At 69.9% G+C, this 16,166-nt stretch carries 12 protein-coding genes, 1 other RNA gene and 6 pseudogenes; 6 read left to right on the top strand and 13 right to left on the bottom strand.

Translation table 11 applies throughout. The features are described from left to right. The first annotated feature begins 26 nt into the window (after nucleotides 1–26). Nucleotides 27–779, top strand: coding sequence for a sugar transferase (locus tag AAF143_RS01565; RefSeq protein ID WP_255005232.1), 753 nt, complete (start codon nucleotides 27–29; stop codon nucleotides 777–779). Here AAF143_RS01565 and cbiB read toward each other — a convergent pair. The 6 genes and pseudogenes from cbiB to AAF143_RS01535 form a co-directional block, all read right to left on the bottom strand. Continuing rightward, a pseudogene (cbiB, locus tag AAF143_RS01560) lies at nucleotides 773–1,787 on the bottom strand (adenosylcobinamide-phosphate synthase CbiB). The gene AAF143_RS01565 and the pseudogene cbiB overlap by 7 nt on opposite strands. A 68-nt stretch (nucleotides 1,788–1,855) precedes the next feature. Continuing rightward, nucleotides 1,856–2,905, bottom strand: coding sequence for a hypothetical protein (locus AAF143_RS01555; RefSeq protein ID WP_255005231.1), 1,050 nt, complete (start codon nucleotides 2,903–2,905; stop codon nucleotides 1,856–1,858). A gap of 64 nt (nucleotides 2,906–2,969) precedes the next feature. After that, the gene (ilvC, locus tag AAF143_RS01550; RefSeq protein ID WP_255005230.1) at nucleotides 2,970–3,965 is read right to left on the bottom strand and encodes a ketol-acid reductoisomerase; all 996 of its coding nucleotides are present in this window, start codon (nucleotides 3,963–3,965) and stop codon (nucleotides 2,970–2,972) included. A 61-nt stretch (nucleotides 3,966–4,026) separates the two neighbouring features. Beyond that, nucleotides 4,027–4,628, bottom strand: a pseudogene (locus AAF143_RS01545) (ATP-dependent Clp protease proteolytic subunit). Between the two features lie 48 nt (nucleotides 4,629–4,676). Continuing rightward, nucleotides 4,677–5,348: an ATP-dependent Clp protease proteolytic subunit gene (locus tag AAF143_RS01540; protein WP_255005228.1), complete on the bottom strand. Its 672-nt coding sequence runs from the start codon at nucleotides 5,346–5,348 to the stop codon at nucleotides 4,677–4,679. Between the two features lie 24 nt (nucleotides 5,349–5,372). Beyond that, nucleotides 5,373–6,464: pseudogene (locus AAF143_RS01535) on the bottom strand (PIN/TRAM domain-containing protein); the annotation flags it as partial. A 93-nt stretch (nucleotides 6,465–6,557) separates the two neighbouring features. Here AAF143_RS01535 and hemW point away from each other — a divergent pair. Both hemW and AAF143_RS01525 read left to right on the top strand, forming a co-directional pair. Then, complete coding sequence (gene hemW / locus AAF143_RS01530; RefSeq protein ID WP_414026425.1) at nucleotides 6,558–7,490, top strand: radical SAM family heme chaperone HemW; 933 nt, start codon at nucleotides 6,558–6,560, stop codon at nucleotides 7,488–7,490. A gap of 74 nt (nucleotides 7,491–7,564) precedes the next feature. After that, on the top strand, nucleotides 7,565–7,783 hold the full coding sequence (locus AAF143_RS01525) for a hypothetical protein (RefSeq protein ID WP_414026874.1): 219 nt from the start codon (nucleotides 7,565–7,567) through the stop codon (nucleotides 7,781–7,783). 105 nt (nucleotides 7,784–7,888) lie between these two features. Here the strand turns inward: AAF143_RS01525 and AAF143_RS01520 are convergent. After that, nucleotides 7,889–8,548: pseudogene (locus AAF143_RS01520) on the bottom strand (3-methyl-2-oxobutanoate hydroxymethyltransferase); the annotation flags it as partial. 15 nt (nucleotides 8,549–8,563) lie between these two features. Between AAF143_RS01520 and ffs the strand changes: the two are divergent. After that, an RNA gene (gene ffs / locus AAF143_RS01515) (signal recognition particle sRNA small type) lies at nucleotides 8,564–8,660 on the top strand. Nucleotides 8,661–8,767: 107 nt separating this feature from the next. On the opposite strand, the gene ftsZ is transcribed toward ffs, so the two are convergent. The 6 genes and pseudogenes from ftsZ to miaB form a co-directional block, all read right to left on the bottom strand. Next, on the bottom strand, nucleotides 8,768–9,937 hold the full coding sequence (ftsZ, locus tag AAF143_RS01510) for a cell division protein FtsZ (protein ID WP_409995588.1): 1,170 nt from the start codon (nucleotides 9,935–9,937) through the stop codon (nucleotides 8,768–8,770). A 134-nt stretch (nucleotides 9,938–10,071) separates the two neighbouring features. Next, nucleotides 10,072–10,488 (bottom strand): hypothetical protein, encoded by a 417-nt coding sequence (locus tag AAF143_RS01505; protein ID WP_414026424.1) that lies wholly within the window; start codon nucleotides 10,486–10,488, stop codon nucleotides 10,072–10,074. Further along, entirely contained in the window at nucleotides 10,464–10,895 is a 432-nt protein-coding gene (locus tag AAF143_RS01500) for a cell division protein FtsQ/DivIB (RefSeq protein ID WP_414026423.1), read from the bottom strand. Before AAF143_RS01500 ends, AAF143_RS01505 begins: the two co-directional genes overlap by 25 nt. Before the next feature lie 38 nt (nucleotides 10,896–10,933). Continuing rightward, nucleotides 10,934–11,344, bottom strand: coding sequence for a hypothetical protein (locus tag AAF143_RS01495; protein WP_255005224.1), 411 nt, complete (start codon nucleotides 11,342–11,344; stop codon nucleotides 10,934–10,936). After that, nucleotides 11,341–12,485, bottom strand: a pseudogene (locus AAF143_RS01490) (D-alanine--D-alanine ligase family protein). Before AAF143_RS01490 ends, AAF143_RS01495 begins: the two are co-directional and overlap by 4 nt. Nucleotides 12,486–12,526: 41 nt before the next feature. After that, a pseudogene (gene miaB / locus AAF143_RS01485) lies at nucleotides 12,527–13,889 on the bottom strand (tRNA (N6-isopentenyl adenosine(37)-C2)-methylthiotransferase MiaB). An 89-nt stretch (nucleotides 13,890–13,978) separates the two neighbouring features. On the opposite strand from miaB, the gene AAF143_RS01480 reads away from it, so the two are divergent. Together AAF143_RS01480 and AAF143_RS01475 are read left to right on the top strand one after the other, a co-directional pair. Continuing rightward, on the top strand, nucleotides 13,979–15,061 hold the full coding sequence (locus AAF143_RS01480) for a dipeptide epimerase (RefSeq protein ID WP_255005221.1): 1,083 nt from the start codon (nucleotides 13,979–13,981) through the stop codon (nucleotides 15,059–15,061). Continuing rightward, complete coding sequence (locus AAF143_RS01475) at nucleotides 15,058–16,161, top strand: DUF1611 domain-containing protein (protein ID WP_414026422.1); 1,104 nt, start codon at nucleotides 15,058–15,060, stop codon at nucleotides 16,159–16,161. The genes AAF143_RS01480 and AAF143_RS01475 overlap by 4 nt, the downstream gene beginning before the upstream one ends. Nucleotides 16,162–16,166: the final 5 nt, after the last annotated feature.

Genomic DNA, 16,166 nt, shown 5'->3' with positions numbered 1-16,166 from the left:
CACCTGGGGATCATTGAATGATGTCCATGGCTGACAGCACGCTGAGCCCTTCACCCCGCCGCCTGAACGATCGCGCTGGTGATCTGTTGCTCGTGGAACTTGATCATCAGCGCCGGACTTCAGTGCCCACGGCCCAGGATCTGATCGACGCCCAGGCGATCGGTTCACGGGTGCTCAAGCGCAGCGGTGATCTGCTCTTCGCTGCCCTGGTGCTGACGCTCGGATCACCCGTGCTGCTGGCTCTGGCGGTGGTCGTGAAGCTGAGTTCCCACGGGCCGGTGTTCTACGTGCAACGGAGGGTGGGCCGGGGCTACCGCGATTTCGGCTGCATCAAGTTCCGCACGATGCGCAAGGACGCCGATCGGATCTTGCCTGAACTGCTGCAGCGCTCACCGGAACTGGAGGCGGAATTCAGGAACGATTTCAAGCTCAAGGATGACCCGCGCATCACCCGGATCGGGAAATTTCTGCGCCGCTCCAGCCTCGATGAATTGCCCCAGTTCGTGAATGTGTTGCGGGGCGAAATGAGCGTGGTGGGTCCGCGTCCCATCGTGCGCGCCGAACTCAAGCGCTACGGCCTGCAGATGGATGAGGTGCTGGCCGTGCGCCCGGGTCTCACAGGCCTCTGGCAGGTGTCGGGCCGCAACAACCTCAGCTATAAAACCCGGGTGAGCCTGGATCTGCGTTACGCGCGCCGCCGCAGCCTGGTGATGGATCTGGGCATCATCGTGCGCACCATCGGCGTGATCCTGTTCCCCCGCGACCGCGGCGCCTACTGAGGCAGCGGCAAGCTTCCCAGCTGCCAAGTCGCCAGCCGTCCAGCCGCCTGGAGCCCAGCCGGAAGAGCCAGCGCCACCGCCAGACTGGTCCCCAGCCAGAGTCCCTCCAGCCTGCGGCTGAGCGACAGGATGCGACCAACCCCCGGGGCCGTGACGGCCCCCAGGCCAGTTCCCAGCACGGGTTTGTTCATCCACTGGCCGCCATAACGGTTGGCCCCTCCCAGTTGCAGCCTGGCCGCATGGGCGTAGGCCGCCTGGGAGACCCCCGCGTTCGGGGAGGGGTCGGGCGCCCCATCAGCCAGGGCTTGCTGGAGCAGCTTGATGGGGTGCCCTGCCAGCAGTCCCAGCCCCAGGGCCACCAGTCGGCAAGGCAGCCAGGTGAGCAGATCGTCGAGCCTCGCCCCGGCGGTGCCCAGCCAGCGCAGGCGGCCGCGGCGGTAGCCCAGCATCGAATCGAGGGTGCTGGCCGCCTTGAAGACCCAGGCCAGGGCCAGGGGGCCAGGGCCCCCCAAGGGCCAGAGCAACCCCCCAGCAGCATCCAGAACAGGGGTCCGAACAGCCCGTCAACGGCGTTTTCCGCGGCGGTCTCCGCCGCTGCCCGCAGGATCTCCGCCTCCGCCAGACCCTCCACATCGCGGCCCACGATCCAGCTCAGGCGTTCGCGGGCCTGCTCCAGGTCGCCGGCCGCGAGGGCGGCCAGCACGCTCCCCACGGCCTGCTCGAGGCTGCGGCCGGCCAGGGCACTGGCCAGGCCGAGCAGCAGCAGCGGCAGCCCAAGCAACGGACGTGCAAGCACCAGGTGCTCCACCGCCAGGCCCGCGGCGGCGCTTCCCCCAGCAGCAGCAGGGTGATCAGCAGCCCCGCCAACCGCAGGGCAGCGGGCCGATCGCCCGCCCAGGCCTCGGCCAAGCTCCGCAGGCCGTCGATCACCCAGCCCATCACCTGCACCGGATGCAGCCAGCGGCGCGGGTCCCCCAGCAGGCGATCGAGCCCACAGGCCAAGGCCACCAGGAACCAGGTCACCAGCAGCCTGGTCCCCAGTGCCGCTGTGGCGGTGACGTCGAGGCTGGTGGCATTCACGCCAGCTGGGGGCGCCAGCGGCGGTGCAGCAGCAGGGCGGCAAGCACGAAGGCCGCCAGAACGATGGGCAGGGCCCGCTCCAGGCCCAGTGCCTGACTGAGAGCTCCGATCGCCAGGGTGCCCAGCAGACCCCCCAGGGCCCCTGAGCGCTCCAGCACCTGCCAGCGCACGGCCACCGCCCCCAAGGGGGCCAGCGCGTCGATCAGATGGCCGTCGCTGCCGGCCGCCAGCAGGCCCATCGGCAGGAACAGCAGCACCGCCCCCCAGCCCGGCAGCGCCTGGGTGGCCGCCAGCAGCAGGGCGATCAGCAGGTAGGGCAGCCCGGGCCGCAGCCTGGGCTGCAGCGGGGTGGCCCCCAGGGTGCGGCCGAGCCCATAGGCGGTCAGCACCATGCCGAAATCGAAGCAGTTGCCCGCGCCCACCTTGCGCACCCACAGCGCCAGCAGGGCAAACAGGCTGCCGAACAGCACCCCCTGCAGGAGGCTGCGGAGCTCGAATCCACCCTTGGGCACAGGCAGCGGCGTTGGGGGCGCGGCCTCAGGGCCGCTGCGGCCGGAGGCCCAGGCCAGGGGCAACAGGGGCAAGAGCAGCACCAGGGCGTTGGCGTACTGGGCGACGGCCTTGCCGATCGGGAACAGCACGCCGGTGAGCAGGTTTCCCAGGAGTTGACCGAGGGATCCACCGAGGCGCAGCTGCTCCATCGGCACCCGCGAGCGGCTGAGCAGGGTCTGCTGCAGGGGCAGGCGGCTCATCTGACTCCCGAGGCCGAAGAGCAGCACCGCCAGCAGCGGCCACAGCACCGAGGGTCCGGTGAGTTTGACGCTCACCGCCAGCAGCAGCAGCGCGCTGGCCAACTGCAGGCCGTATCCCTCCTTGGCCTTCAGGGGCAGGGGCAGCAGGGCCGGCAGGGCTCCGAGCGCCGGGAGCAGGCTGTTCACCAGTGGTGAGGGGCTCAGCCCGCTGACCAGCCAGCCGGTGGAGGCCACCGTGAGGGCTCCACCGGCCTGGGCACTGCCCCAGGCCAGGGAGGGAAGCAGGCTGCTCATGGCTTCAGGCGATTGGCGCCAGTTTGCCCCCGGAGGTCGTTCGAGCCAGCCCGTTGCGCCGCGCTCAGGCGGCTTTGAGCCAGCTGAACATCGCCCGCAGGCCTGTGCCCACCTTCTCGATCGGGTGCTGGCTGTCCCGCTCACGGATGCGGGTCATCTCGGGTTTGCCGGCGTCGCATTCGGCCACGAAATTGCGGGCGAAGGTGCCGTCCTGGATGTCGGTGAGGATGCGCTTCATCTCCGCCTTGGTGTCGGCGGTGATCAGGCGCGGGCCGCTCACATAATCGCCGTATTCGGCGGTGTTGGAGATCGAATCGCGCATGGCGGTCAGGCCGCCCTTGACCATCAGATCAACAATCAGTTTCACCTCGTGCAGGCACTCGAAGTAGGCCAGCTCGGGCTGGTAGCCAGCCTCCACCAGGGTTTCAAAGCCGGCCTTGACCAGCTCGCTCAGCCCGCCGCAGAGCACCGCCTGCTCCCCGAAAAGGTCGGTTTCGGTCTCTTCCTTGAAGTTGGTTTCCAGAATCCCGGCGCGGGTGCCACCGATCGCCTTGGCGTAGGCCATCGCCAGGGCGCGGGCGTGGCCGGAGGCGTCCTGCTCGATCGCAAACAGGGCCGGCACGCCCTGGCCGTTCTGGTACTCCCAGCGCACGGTGTGGCCCGGGCCCTTGGGGGCGATCATCACCACGTCGACATCAGCAGGGGGCTTGATCAGTCCGAAGCGGATGTTGAAGCCATGGGCGAAGCTCAGCACCTTGCCGGCGCTCAGGTGGGGCGCGATCTCAGCGTCGTAGACCTTCTTCTGGAATTCATCGGGCAGCAGCACCATGATCCAGTCGGCCTTGGCGCAGGCATCGGCCACGCTCAACACTTCAAGGCCATCGGCCCTGGCCTTCTCGGCCGACCGGCTGCCTTCATAGAGGCCCACCACCACGGCCACGCCGCTGTCCTTGAGGTTGAGGGCGTGGGCATGGCCCTGGGAGCCGTAGCCGATGATCGCCACCGTCCTGCCGTTCAGCAGGCTGAGGTCGGCGTCGGAGTCGTAGAAGAGCTGGGCCATTCCGGGCGGCGGGCGGTGCAATCGGCGACTTTACGGTCGCGGCCGACCGGCCTAAGAGAGATCAGGCGTCAGTGGGGTGGGCGATCACCCGGTCGATCAGGCCGTACTCCTTGGCCTCGGCGGCGCTGAGGAAGTAGTCGCGGTCGGTGTCCTTGGTGACTTTCTCGAGGCTCTGGCCGCACATGTCGGCGAGCGACTGGTTGAGCATGTCCTTCATGCGCAGGATCTCGCGCGCCTCGATCTCGATGTCGCTGGCCTGCCGCTGGCTGGTGCCTCCCAGGGGCTGGTGGATCATGATCCGGCTGTGGGGCAGGGCCAGGCGTTTGCCCTTGGTGCCCGCCGCCAGCAGGAACGCCCCCATCGAGGCCGCCAGGCCCACGCAGATCGTCACCACATCGGATTTCACGTACTGGATGGTGTCGAAGATCGCCAGGCCGGCGGTCACCGACCCCCCGGTGAATTGATGTAGAGGTAGATGGGTTTGCTATTGTCGTCGGAATCCAGATAGAGCATCTGGGCGACCAGGCTGTTGGCGATCGAGTCATTCACCTCAGAGCCCAGAAACAGGATCCGCTCCACCCCGAGGCGGGTGTAGATGTCGACCCAGCGCTCGTATTGGCTGCCGGGGAGGCGGTAGGGAACGCTGGGGGTGCCGATGGGCATGGCGGAAGCAGGTGCAGTGGTGGAAGCGGGATCGGTGGGAGGAAAGGCTCAGAGCCCAGGAAGCGGTGCCGGCAGGTCCTTGAGGCTGGTGAGCACGCGGTCGATCAGGCCGTACTCCACCGCTTCGGCGGCGGTGAGGTAGGTCATGCGATCGGAATCCTTGGAGAGTTGCTCGGGGCTGCGACCGGTGTTCTCAGAGAGCATCTCGAGCATCGTGCGCTTGTTGTGCAGCACCTCGGTGGCCCGGATCTGGATGTCGGTGGCCTGACCGCGGGCGCCGGAGCGGGGCTGGTGCAGCACGATCGAGGCATGGGGCAGGGCCGCCCGGTGGCCCTTGGCGCCGGCCGAGAGGATCATCGCGGCGGTGCCCATGGCCTGGCCGATGCAGATGGTGTGCACCGGCGGCTTGACATAGCGGATCGTGTCGCAGATGGCGAAGGCCTCGGTCTCGAAGCCGATCGCATCGCCCGAATACCAGCTGGTGCCGGTGGAGTTGATGTAGAAGAAAATCGGCTTGTCCGGGTTGTCGAACTCCAGAAAAAGCAGCTGGGCGATGATCAGCTCGGTCACGTCGACGCCCATCTGCCGCTTGGCATCGTCGTCGGAGAAGAGCGGCAACCCGAGGTAGACGATCCGTTCCTTGAGCAGCAGCGAGGGCAGATCAGGCGGCGGTGTGCGCATGACGGCTGAATCGCCGTAGTAGGGGGCCGACACCGACATCAAAGGGCTCACTCCAAAACCACTGCGCTGGAGCCTAGCGGGGGGCGCGGGCTCCTGATCCCAGCGGGCGAAGACCATGCGGCCCGATGGGGTCTGCAGGGCACCGGTGACGGTCACCGGCAGGCGCTCGCCGATCCGCCCCCTGGCCGCTTCCACCACCACCATCGTGCCGTCGTCCAGGTAGCCCACCCCTTGCTCGGCCTCCTTGCCCTCGCGCACAATCTTGAGCTGCAGGGCATCCCCCGGCCGCACCTCGGGCCGCAGGGCGATCACCAGCTCGCTCAGGTTCATCACCTTGAGCTCCTGCACCTGGGCCACCTTGGTCAATCCGTAGTCGGCGGTGAGCAGGGTGCCGCCGGTGTCGGCGGTGAGCTTGAGCAGCTTCTCGTCGGCGCCAATGCCCTCGTAGCGGGTGGTGTTGACCACCAGCCGGCGGCCGTAGAGCTTGCGCAGCTCCGCCAGCAGGATCAGACCCCGACGCCCCTTGCCCCGCTTCTCGTTGTTGCTCGAATCGGCCAGGGCCTGCAGCTCATCGATCACCGCCTGGGCCACGATCACCTGGCCTTCGAGCAGCCCCGACTCCAGCAGGCCGCGGATGCGGCCGTCGATGATCACGCTGGTGTCGAGGATCTTGGCGCTGGCGGGCTGGAGCACCCCCTCGGCGACGAGCAGGGCCTCGGTGCTGGAGGGGTTGAACAGGCGCAGCAGCGTGCGGCCGTGCACCTCCGCCAGGTTGTAGCCCAGCACCCCGAAGAAGACGTTGCTGAGCACCGCCGCCAGCGGTTTGACGAACACCACCTCCCAGGGGAGCGGCAGCAGCAGGATCGGCGCCAGCAGCAGGTTGGCCACCAGCAGCCCCAGGATCAGCCCCACCGCCCGGCTAACCAGCAGGTCGGTGGGCATGCTGCGCACCTGGGCCATCAGCCGCCGGCGCAGCTGCTGGAAGAACAGGCCCGCCAGCAGGGCGACGAAGGTCCCGAAGCCCGCCAGTTCCCAGCGCAGCTTGGCGAGATCGCTGACCTTGATCAGAAGGTCTTCGGGAAGCAGATCGACCCCCAGCCACCCCGTGGCCGCACCGGAGATCAGGAACAGCACCAGGATCAGGGTGTCCACCATGGCCGGCTTGCGGCAGTCCTGCGCTCAGGCAGGCAGCATGCCGGACGATGGCCGGTTTGACTCGGCCAGGTAACCGCACCTCGGGGCCAGCCCTTGCTCCAGCCCCGCAGCGCCTACCTCCACATCCCCTTCTGCCACAGGCGTTGCTTCTACTGTGATTTCGCGGTGGTGCCCCTGGGGGACCACGCTGACGGCGCCTCCTCCGGCTCGATCGCCGCCTACCTCGAGCTGATCGAAACCGAAATCGAGCGCTCGCCAGGCGGCCCACCGCTCTCGACGGTGTACCTGGGGGGCGGCACCCCCTCGCTGCTCACCCCGGCCCAGGTGGGGCGGCTACTGACGGCCCTGGCGATGCGGTTCCGAATTGCCCCGGGGGCGGAGATCAGCCTGGAGCTCGATCCCGCCAGCTTCGACCAGGGCCGGCTGGCGGGCTACCTGGCGGCGGGCATCAACCGGGTGAGCCTGGGGGGCCAGAGCTTCGATGACGCCGTGCTGGCGCGCCTGGGGCGGCGCCACCGGCGACAGGATTTGCTCGAGGCCGCCGGCTGGCTGCGCCAGGCCCAGGCGATGGGGGAGCTGGGCAGCTGGAGCCTGGATCTGATCCAGGGGCTGCCGGAGCAGGGCCTGGAGCACTGGCGCGCGCAGCTGGAGCAAGCCCTGGCTGAAGCGCCCCCTCACCTCTCGATCTATGACCTGATCGTTGAGCCCGGCACCGTGTTCGAGCGCCTGCAGGCCCGGGGCCAGTTGCCCCTGCCGGATCCAGACCAGAGCGCTGATCTGATGGAGTTGAGCGCCGAGCGGCTGCGGGCGGCCGGCTATGGCCACTACGAAATCTCCAACTACGCCCTTCCTGGCCATGCCTCCCGCCACAACCGTGTCTATTGGAGTGGGGCCGGCTGGTGGGGGTTTGGCCTCGGGGCCACCTCCGCCCCCTACGGCCGGCGCCTGGCCAGGCCCCGCACCCGGGCGGCCTACGCCGCCTGGTTGGGGAGCTCCAGGCGACGGCGGAGCCCCCGATCGAGCTGAACCATGCGGCGGCGGTGCCCCTGCCCTTCGATGAGCGTCTGTTGGTGGGCCTGCGCCGCCGGGAAGGGGTCGACATGGCCGAGCTGGCGGTTGAGTCGGGCTTGGGGGCCGGTGAGCTCGATCAGTTGCGGGAGCTCTGCGCGCCGTTCAGGGAGCGGGGGCTGCTGCGGATCGAGGGACCCCGCTGGCGGCTGAGCGACCCGGAGGGTCTGGCCCTCAGCAATGCGGTGTTGCGGGAGCTGCTGGCGTGGTGGGAGCAGCGCTCTGCCGCTGCCGTTCCAGCCAGCCCCTGAGCGCCTCCACCGCCAGCTCCCGGCCCGGCAGCAGCGGCGGGCAGAAGGGGGCGGGCTGGGGGTGAGGCCGAGCAGGTCGGCGGTGACGCGCACCTGGCCGTCGCAGTCGTCGCCGGCGCCGATGCCGATCACCGGGATGGAGAGCTCCCGCCGCAGGGCGCCCGCCAGGGCGGCCGGCACGTGCTCCAGCACCAGGGCGAAGCAGCCGGCGGCCTCGAGGTCGAGGGCCGCCCGGCGCAGGCGCTCCTGGCTGATCGGGTCGTTGGCCTGGCGGCGGTAGCCCAGGCGGTGCACCGACTGGGGGTGAGCCCCAGGTGACCCATCACCGGAATGCCGCTGCGCACCAGCCGGTCCACCACGGCCACGGTTTCGCTCTCCCCCCTCCAGCTTCACGGCGGCGGCGGCGGTCTCCTTGAGCACCCGCCCGGCCGCCGCCACGGCCTGATCCAAGCCGCACTGGTAGCTCAGAAAGGGCAGATCACAGACCAGCAAGGGTTGGCTGGCTGGCGCGGCGCCCAGGCCCCGGGCCACCGCGCGGGTGTGGTGGATCATCTCCTCGAGGGTCACAGGCAGGGTGGTGGCGTGCCCCAGCACCGTCATCGCCAGGGAGTCGCCCACCAGCACCACATCGGCGCCGGCCTCCAGCACCAGGGCGGCCGAGAGGGCGTCCCAGGCGGTCAGCACCGCGAAGCGCTGGCCGGCCTGCTTCCGCTTGATCAGATCACCGGGACGCAGGGGCACAGGCCAGAGGTGCGCAGGGGCCATTGCTAGCATCCATTCGACTCGGACCCACGCGGCTCAGACGCCCAAACCTGGTCAGACCCGGAAGGGAGCAGCCAAACGGGATGCTCGGGGCAGGCGTGGACTCCGGGTCACCCTTTTCATGGGACTCGCCGTTGGCGGCTCGATGGCCTTAGGCCCCACGCTTTCAGCGATTCGCCAGCACACTCGGCAGCACAGCTGCGGGCCCTGGGAGAGCCAGCGTCAGCCCTCGTGTTTCTGGCGGTTGAGCAGGAAAGCCGGAATCGTGGCGCCCCGCAGCTCCGTTTCGCTGGTGCTGGCGTTGGAGGAGCCCAGGGAGGAGACGAAGCTGCTGATCGAGGCCTCCGGGCGGTAGGTGTTGCCGGCATCGAAGCCTGTGGCGATCACGGTGACGTGAATCTCGCCCTCAAGGCTTTCGTCGACCACGGCTCCAACGATGATGTTGGCCTCGGGGTCGACCACGTCGTAGATCACCTCAGCGGCGCTGGTCATGTCCTCGAGGGTCATGTCCTTGCCACCGCAGACGTTGATCACCACGCCTTTGGCGCCGTCGATGCGGGCCGCCTCCAGCAGGGGGCTGCTGATCGCCGCCTGGGCGGCCTCGGTGGCACGGGAGCGGCCCGAGCCCACACCAAGGCCCAGCAGGGCGGTGCCGGCCTCGGCCATCACCGAGCGCACATCGGCGAAGTCCACGTTCACCAGGCCCGGCCTGGTGATGATGTCGCTGATGCCCTTGACGCCGCTGCGCAGCACGTCGTCGGCGGCGCGGAAGGCCTCCTGCAGCGGCGCGCCCGCGATCGCCTCCCGCAGCCGGTCGTTGGGGATCACGATCAGGGTGTCCACATGCTCGGCCAGGCGGGCGATGCCCTCTTCGGCCTGGCGCATGCGCTTGCGGCCCTCGAAGCTGAAGGGCTTGGTGACGATCGCCACCGTGAGGGCGCCGCACTCCTTGGCCACCTCCGCGAGGATCGGGGCGGCGCCGGTGCCGGTGCCGCCGCCCATGCCGGCGGCAATGAACACCAGATCAGCGCCCTGCAGGGTCTGGGCCAGTTCGGCCCGGGATTCCTCGGCCGCCTTCTGGCCGATCACCGGGTTGCCTCCGGCGCCGAGGCCACGGGTGAGTTTCTGGCCCAGCTGAACCCGTTGCTGCGCCGCCGACTGGATCAGGGCCTGGGCGTCGGTGTTGAGCACCCGATAACTCAACCCCTGGAGGTCGGAGGCAATCATGCGGTTGACCGCATTGCTGCCGCCGCCGCCGACGCCGATGACCTCGATCCGCGCGGATTGGCTCGGAACGATGCCGTTGCTGCTGGCGGGGCTCAGGGACATGTCGGCGGGTACCGCAAATAGAGGGATGGGGACGGTCGGCAGGGCCTCGGGGGGCTGTTCCATGGGGCGCACCGCTCCGAAGACCATGGGCAGCATTATGTCGGTGGAAAGCGCGATGGGTCTTCGTCTCCTGATACACCTTTGCCGGATTCCCCACAGCCGGCAATCGGCCTGAGCCCAGGGGGACGGCGCTGCACTCAGTCCACCCCGGCCGGAGTGGCTCCCTTGCCGCCGCTGCCGTTGAAGGGGGCTGGCAGTCCCAGCTCCGGTTGGTCGGGGTTGCTCAGGTCGATGGACTGCAATTTGAGGTTGCGCACCTTGGCGGGCAGTTCCTCGGACAGGTGGCTGAGCACCTCCAACTGGCGCTCCAGCTGGGCGTCGGGGGGACCCAGGCGGATCAACCCCAGGGAGGCGGTGCGCAGCCGCAGGGAGCCACTGGGCTCGAAGCGCACCTCCAGCAGGGGGCTACCGAGGTCATCGCGGCGGGCCAGCACCTGTCCGAGGGCGGGGCGATAGCGCTCCTGCCAGCCGACCACGGTGGTCCTGGAGGCTGGGCCGGCGCCACCGGCCCCCTGCTGCTGGCGCCGGCTCATCCAGCTGCCGAAACGATCCACATAGCCCAGCTCAAGCCCCCGGGGGTGCGCCGTTCGGCCCGGGCCACCGCCTGGCGGTCCACCAGCTGGATGCGCAGCCGGGGCGGCAGCATCAGCCGGCTCACCTGGACGTTTTCCACCGGCAGGGCCGCCGCCAGTGCCGCCGTGATCGCCTGGGGACGCAGTTCCAGCAGCGGCAAGGGGAACCGCAGCTGGGCGGCCTGGATCACCTGCTCGCGGCTCACCTGCTGGCTTCCGGAAACCTCCACCTGCGCAGGGCTCTGCAGGGTCCAGCCCTGGCGCAACAGCACCCAGCCCAGGCCGGCCGCGGCGGCGCTGAGCACCACCACCTGCCAGCTGTGGCGCAGCAGCTGAGTGCGTCGTTGCTGGCGCAGCTGGCGCCGCCGCTCGGCGCCGGCGGGGAGCACCTGGCGGGGTCCTGCGGGCGGGGACTCCGGCTTGGAACTCACAGTTCGCAGCGGGAGCGCGACATCAGATCGTCCATCCAGCGGCGGGCCCGTTCGGCATCGGCGAAGGGGAGATCCTTCTGAATACCGGAGCCCACCAGCCGCAGGCGGCAGCTGCCCTGGCTTTCCTCGGTGAGCGGCGCTTCTCCGGATCCCAGGGCCAGCAGCTCGACGAGCTCCAGCGACTTGATCGTGAAGGTGTCCTCCAGCTCCAGGTTGCCGGCGTGGAAACGGCTCCAGCTCAGTTCACCATCGATCAGTCGGGCCGCGCCGCAGCCATCGAGCTTGGCCAGCTCAGAGCCTTCCGCCCACTCCTGGAACAGCCGCTGGCGCCGCCGCTCCAGCCAGCCCAGGGCGGTGAGCAGCACGAACACCACCAGCAACGGCAACCACAGCAGTCCCTGACTCATGCCGCCTGTGCCTCCCTGTCTGGGTGGGTGTCGATGGACCATTCTCCCGCCAGCTGCACCAGTTGGTGCACCAGCTCCTCCAGCGGCAGGCCCGTGGCGGCCCAGAGCAGCGGATACATGCTCTGGTTGGTGAAGCCGGGGAGGGTGTTGATCTCGTTGAGCCAGAGGGTGCCGCCACCAGCTTCGACAGCGCTTGCGGCGCCGCCCGCGTCGCCGCCACTTTCTTCATAGAAGAAGTCGACCCTGGCCAGCCCTTCGGCCGCCACCGCCCGGCAGGCCTGGATCGCCAGCGCCCGGGCCCGCTCGCTCACCGCCTCTGGCACATCGGCGGGGATCACGGTGTGGCTGAGCCCCTCGGTGTACTTGGTGGTGTAGTCGTACCAGTCGGCGTCGAAGCGGATTTCCCCCAACACCGAGGCCCGCATCGCCTCGCGGCCGAGCACGGCGCATTCAAGCTCGCGGGCGACGATGCCCTTTTCCACCACCAGGCGCCGGTCGTGGCGAGCGGCCTCTTTCAGGCCCTCTTCGAGGCTGGCGCGGTCGGTGGCTTTGCTGATGCCCACCGAGGACCCCAGGTTGGCGGGCTTGATGAAACAGGGATAGCCGAGGCTGGCCTCCAGGCGCTCCAGCAGGGCAGCCGCGCGCTGGGGGGCGTCCAGTTCGGCGGCCTGCACGCAGACATAGGGCACCTGGGGCAGGCCGGCGGCGGCGAAGGCGGCCTTCATCGCCTGCTTGTCCATGCCCACGGCCGAGCCCAGCACCCCGGAGCCCACGAAGGGCACCTGCATCAGGGTGAACAGCCCCTGGATCGTGCCGTCTTCCCCGTTGGGGCCGTGCAGCACCGGAAACCAGACCTCCACCTCAGCCGCCCCGGCGGGCAGCCCCTGGAAGCCCGGCCGCACCGACGTGGCCGGCTGCTCCTCCGGCTCGGGGGGCAGCCCGCCGCCAGCACCGCCTCGGCCACCGCCGGCGGCCACCAATGGCCGGCCTGGTCGATGTAGAAGCACAACAGCCGGTAGCGCTCTGCATTGGCACCGCGGCCAAGGGCGCCGGCCACGGTGGCGGCCGAGCGGATCGAGACCGCATGCTCCCCGGACACTCCGCCGAACACCAGACCGATCGAGGTGGGCGCAGACGGCATCGGGAACTGGCCCAGGGGCCAGGGGGCAGGGCCCAAACGTATCAGTGCCGCAGGGCGGGGGCGAGGGAGCGACCGCTGAGCGAAAAGGAGCGGGTTTCCTCGATGCGCACGGGCACCAGCGCGCCGAGGCCCTGCCCTTCGTCCGGGAAGAAGGTGAGCCGATTGGTCCGTGTGCGGCCCATCAGCTGGCCGGGATTCTTGGGGTTGGCGCCCTCCACCAGCACTTCCTCGACGCGCCCCAGGTAGCGGGCGCTGCGGGCGCGGGCGGTGCGCTCCACCAGGGCGTTGAGCTCCTGCAGCCGCTCCACCTTGACCGTCTCGCTGAGCTGGCCGGGCCAGTCAGCGGCCGGGGTGCCCGGGCGGGGGAGTAGGCGGCGGTGTTGACCAGATCGAAGCCGATCTCCTCGATCAGATCGAGGGTGTGGCGGAACTGGGCATCGGTTTCGCCCGGGAAGCCGACGATCACATCCGCGCTGATCGAGGCCTCCGGCATACGCACGCGGATGCGCTCGATGATCCGCCGGTAGCGCTCCACCGTGTAGCCGCGGGCCATGGCCTTGAGCACGTCGTTGTCGCCGCTCTGGAACGGGATGTGGAAGTGTTCGCAGACCTTGCTCAGATCCGCGCAGGCGTCGATCAGGCGCTCGGTGAAGTAGCGCGGATGGCTGGTGGCGAAACGGATCCGCTCGATCCCTTCGACGCCATGGATGTGATGCAACAGGTCGGTGAGGGTGTGCTGGCGGCGACCCTCGGGGGTGATGCCGGGCAGATCGCGGCCATAGGCATCGATGTTCTGCCCCAGCAGGGTGATTTCCTTGAAACCTTGGGCCGCGAGCCCCTCGATCTCCAGCCGGATCGCTTCCGGCAGCCGCGACTGCTCCTTCCCCCGCACGGCCGGCACCACGCAGTAGGTGCAGCGCTCATTGCAGCCGTAGATCACGTTCACCCAGGCGCAGCTGCCGCTGTCACGCCGGGGGTGGTGAGGTCTTCGAGGATGTGGTGCTCGCCGGTGGCCACCACCTGCTGGCCGAGCTCCACCTGCTCCAGCAGCGTGCCCAGGCGGTTGGCGTGCTGGGGTCCCATCACCAGGTCCAGTTCGGGCACCCTCCGCAGCAGCGCTTCGCCTTCCTGCTGGGCCACGCAGCCCGCCACCACCAGGGTGAGGTGGGGATTGAGGCGTTTGCGCTGGGCCTGGCGGCCCAGGTAGCTGTAGACCTTCTGCTCGGCGTTGTCGCGGATCGTGCAGGTGTTGTAGAGCACCAGATCGGCGCTGTGCTCGTCGCTGCCGGGGGCATAGCCCATGGTTTCCAGGATCCCGGCCATGCGCTCGGAATCCGCCTTGTTCATCTGGCACCCGAAGGTGGTGATCCAGTAGCTGCCCCTCACGGCTGGTTGCGCGCCCATGGGCCCAGTTTCGTTGATCGCCGGCCCATGCGCTGACTTCGCTGGCGCTGGCTACGGTGCAAGCCTTCTGCGGACAAGGCCCCGCCCCCATGGAGCTGCGCCTCGATCGCTTCGTGCTCACCAAGGCCGTGCCGCTGGCGATCAGCCGCGGCACCACCGCTGCGGTCACGCGTCTGCGGGTGCGGCTGATCCATGAAGGGATCGAAGGCCAGGGGGAAACCGGCGGCTTCGAGACCGGTCACCGGGCTTACCACCTGGAGCCGGTGGAAGCCGAACTGCGGGCCCTGGCACCGGCCCTGGCGGGACGGGACCCCGCCAATCGCCAGGCCCTCGAGCCCCTGCTCGCAGAGCTCTCGCCACCGGCCCGCTGCGGCCTGGATCTGGCCCTGCATGACTGGTGGGGCCAGCGGCTGGGGCAGCCCCTCTGGCGGCTCTGGGGCCTGGATCCAACGGCCGTGAAGCCCACCAGCCTCACCCTGGGGCTGGGCAGCGTGGAGCAGGTGCTTTCGCGGCTGGAGCGCTGGTGGCTGCAGCTGCCGGCGCGCCGTCTCAAGCTCAAGCTGGGCAGCCCCGATGGGGTGGAGCATGACCGCGCCCTGGTGCGGGCGGTGGCGGAAGCCCTGACGCGCCAGGGCCAGGCCCAGGGTGAGGCGCTGGAGCTGCAGGTGGATGCCAACGGCGGCTGGGACCTGCAGGCGGCCTGCCGGCTGATCCCCTGGCTGGCGGAGCAGGGGGTGGTGCTGGTGGAGCAGCCCCTGGCGCCCCTGGCGGATCCCGAGGCCGATACGGCGGGGTTCGCCGCCCTCGATCTGCACTGCCCGATTCCCCTGGTGGCCGATGAGAGTTGCTGGAACCTCGAGGATCTGCTGCGGCTCGCTCCCCATGTGGATGGGGTGAACCTCAAGCTTCTCAAGACCGGGGGCCTCAGCGAGGCCCTGTTGATGGCCGGCGTCGCCCAGCGGCTGGGGCTTGATCTGATGCTCGGCTGCTACTCCGACAGCGCCCTGCTCAACGGCGCCGCCGCCCAGCTGCTGCCCCTGGTGCGCTGGCCCGACCTGGACAGCCACCTGAACCTGGTGGATGACCCCTTCGAGGGCCCGCCGCTGGAGGGCGACCGGGTGCGGCCGTCGGAGCGGCCGGGGTTGGGGGTGCGCTGGATCGGCCGGCCATGAGCGCGGCCCTGGCGCTGGGCCCCCGTTCACCGCTGGATCCCCAGGCGCCGCTGGTGCTGCTGCAGCACGGCGGCCTCGACAACCTCTCCGGCAAGACCGGTCTGGCGATGCTCCGCTATCGCTCCGGACCGATCGTGGCCGTGGTGGACCCGGCCCACGCGGGCGAAGATCTCGGGGCGCTCACGGGAATTCAGCGGGCGGTGCCGATCCTGGCCTCGCTGCAGGAGGCCCTGCCCCTGGGGCCGCAGGTGGCGGTGGTGGGGCTGGCCCCCTCCGGCGGGCTGCTGCCGGAGCCGTTGCGGCGGGATCTGCTCGCGGCGCTGGCGGCGGGCCTGAACGTCGCCAGCGGGCTGCATACGCGCCTGGGGGACGACCCCGCCCTGGCGGCCCTGGTGGGGGAGGGCCAGTGGATCTGGGACCTGCGCCAGGAGCCCGAGGGGCTGCAGGTGGGGGCCGCCCGGGCCGCGGCGTTGCCGGGCCGGCGCCTCCTGGCGGTGGGCAGCGACATGGCCGTGGGCAAGATGAGCGTCTGCCTGGAGCTGCGGGCCGCGGCCCTGGGTCGCGGGCTGGACGCCCGCTTCGTGGGCACCGGCCAGGCGGGGATCCTGATCGCCGGCACAGGGGTGCCCCTCGATGCCGTGCGCGTCGACTACGCCGCCGGGGCGGTGGAGCGGGCCGTGCTGGAGGCGGGCCAGGGCTTGCCCGAGGACGGACTGCTGCTGGTGGAGGGCCAGGGCTCCCTCTGCCATCCGGGCTCCACCGCCACCTTGCCCCTGATCCGGGGCAGCCAGCCCACCGATCTGGTGCTGGTGCACCGGGCTGCTCAGGAGTGCATCCGGGAGCGGCCGGGAGCGGCGCCGGTGCCGATTCCCCCCTGGAGCAGCTGGTGGCCGTGGTGGAGGCCCTGGCCGCCCTGGCCCGTCCGGTCGGCTGCGTGGCGGCCCCCGCGGGTGCGCGCCATCGCCCTCAACACCAGTGGCCTCGATCCGGCCGGGGCATCAACGGCGATCGAGGTTTGTCAGAATGGGCTTGGCCTGCCCACGGACGATCCGGTCAGAAACGGGGGTGCCACGCTTCTCGAAGCCCTGCTGGGGGACTGACGGCG

The sequence above is a fragment of the Cyanobium sp. ATX-6F1 genome (assembly GCF_047395825.1).
Lineage (GTDB): Bacteria > Cyanobacteriota > Cyanobacteriia > PCC-6307 > Cyanobiaceae > ATX-6F1.
The sequence above is the reverse complement of the archived record's forward strand: the minus strand, read 5'-3'. Positions and strand labels throughout refer to the sequence as shown.

Excerpts from the sequence above, each read along its gene's own strand:
- AAF143_RS01565 (WP_255005232.1), top strand. The coding sequence starts at position 27 with ATGGCTGACAGCACGCTGAGCCCTTCACCCCGCCGCCTGAACGATCGC.
- AAF143_RS01555 (WP_255005231.1), bottom strand. The coding sequence starts at position 2,905 with ATGAGCAGCCTGCTTCCCTCCCTGGCCTGGGGCAGTGCCCAGGCCGGT.
- ilvC (WP_255005230.1), bottom strand. The coding sequence starts at position 3,965 with ATGGCCCAGCTCTTCTACGACTCCGACGCCGACCTCAGCCTGCTGAAC.
- AAF143_RS01540 (WP_255005228.1), bottom strand. The coding sequence starts at position 5,348 with ATGTCGGTGTCGGCCCCCTACTACGGCGATTCAGCCGTCATGCGCACA.
- AAF143_RS01525 (WP_414026874.1), top strand. The coding sequence starts at position 7,565 with ATGGCCGAGCTGGCGGTTGAGTCGGGCTTGGGGGCCGGTGAGCTCGAT.
- ftsZ (WP_409995588.1), bottom strand. The coding sequence starts at position 9,937 with ATGGAACAGCCCCCCGAGGCCCTGCCGACCGTCCCCATCCCTCTATTT.
- AAF143_RS01495 (WP_255005224.1), bottom strand. The coding sequence starts at position 11,344 with ATGAGTCAGGGACTGCTGTGGTTGCCGTTGCTGGTGGTGTTCGTGCTG.
- AAF143_RS01480 (WP_255005221.1), top strand. The coding sequence starts at position 13,979 with ATGGAGCTGCGCCTCGATCGCTTCGTGCTCACCAAGGCCGTGCCGCTG.
- AAF143_RS01475 (WP_414026422.1), top strand. The coding sequence starts at position 15,058 with ATGAGCGCGGCCCTGGCGCTGGGCCCCCGTTCACCGCTGGATCCCCAG.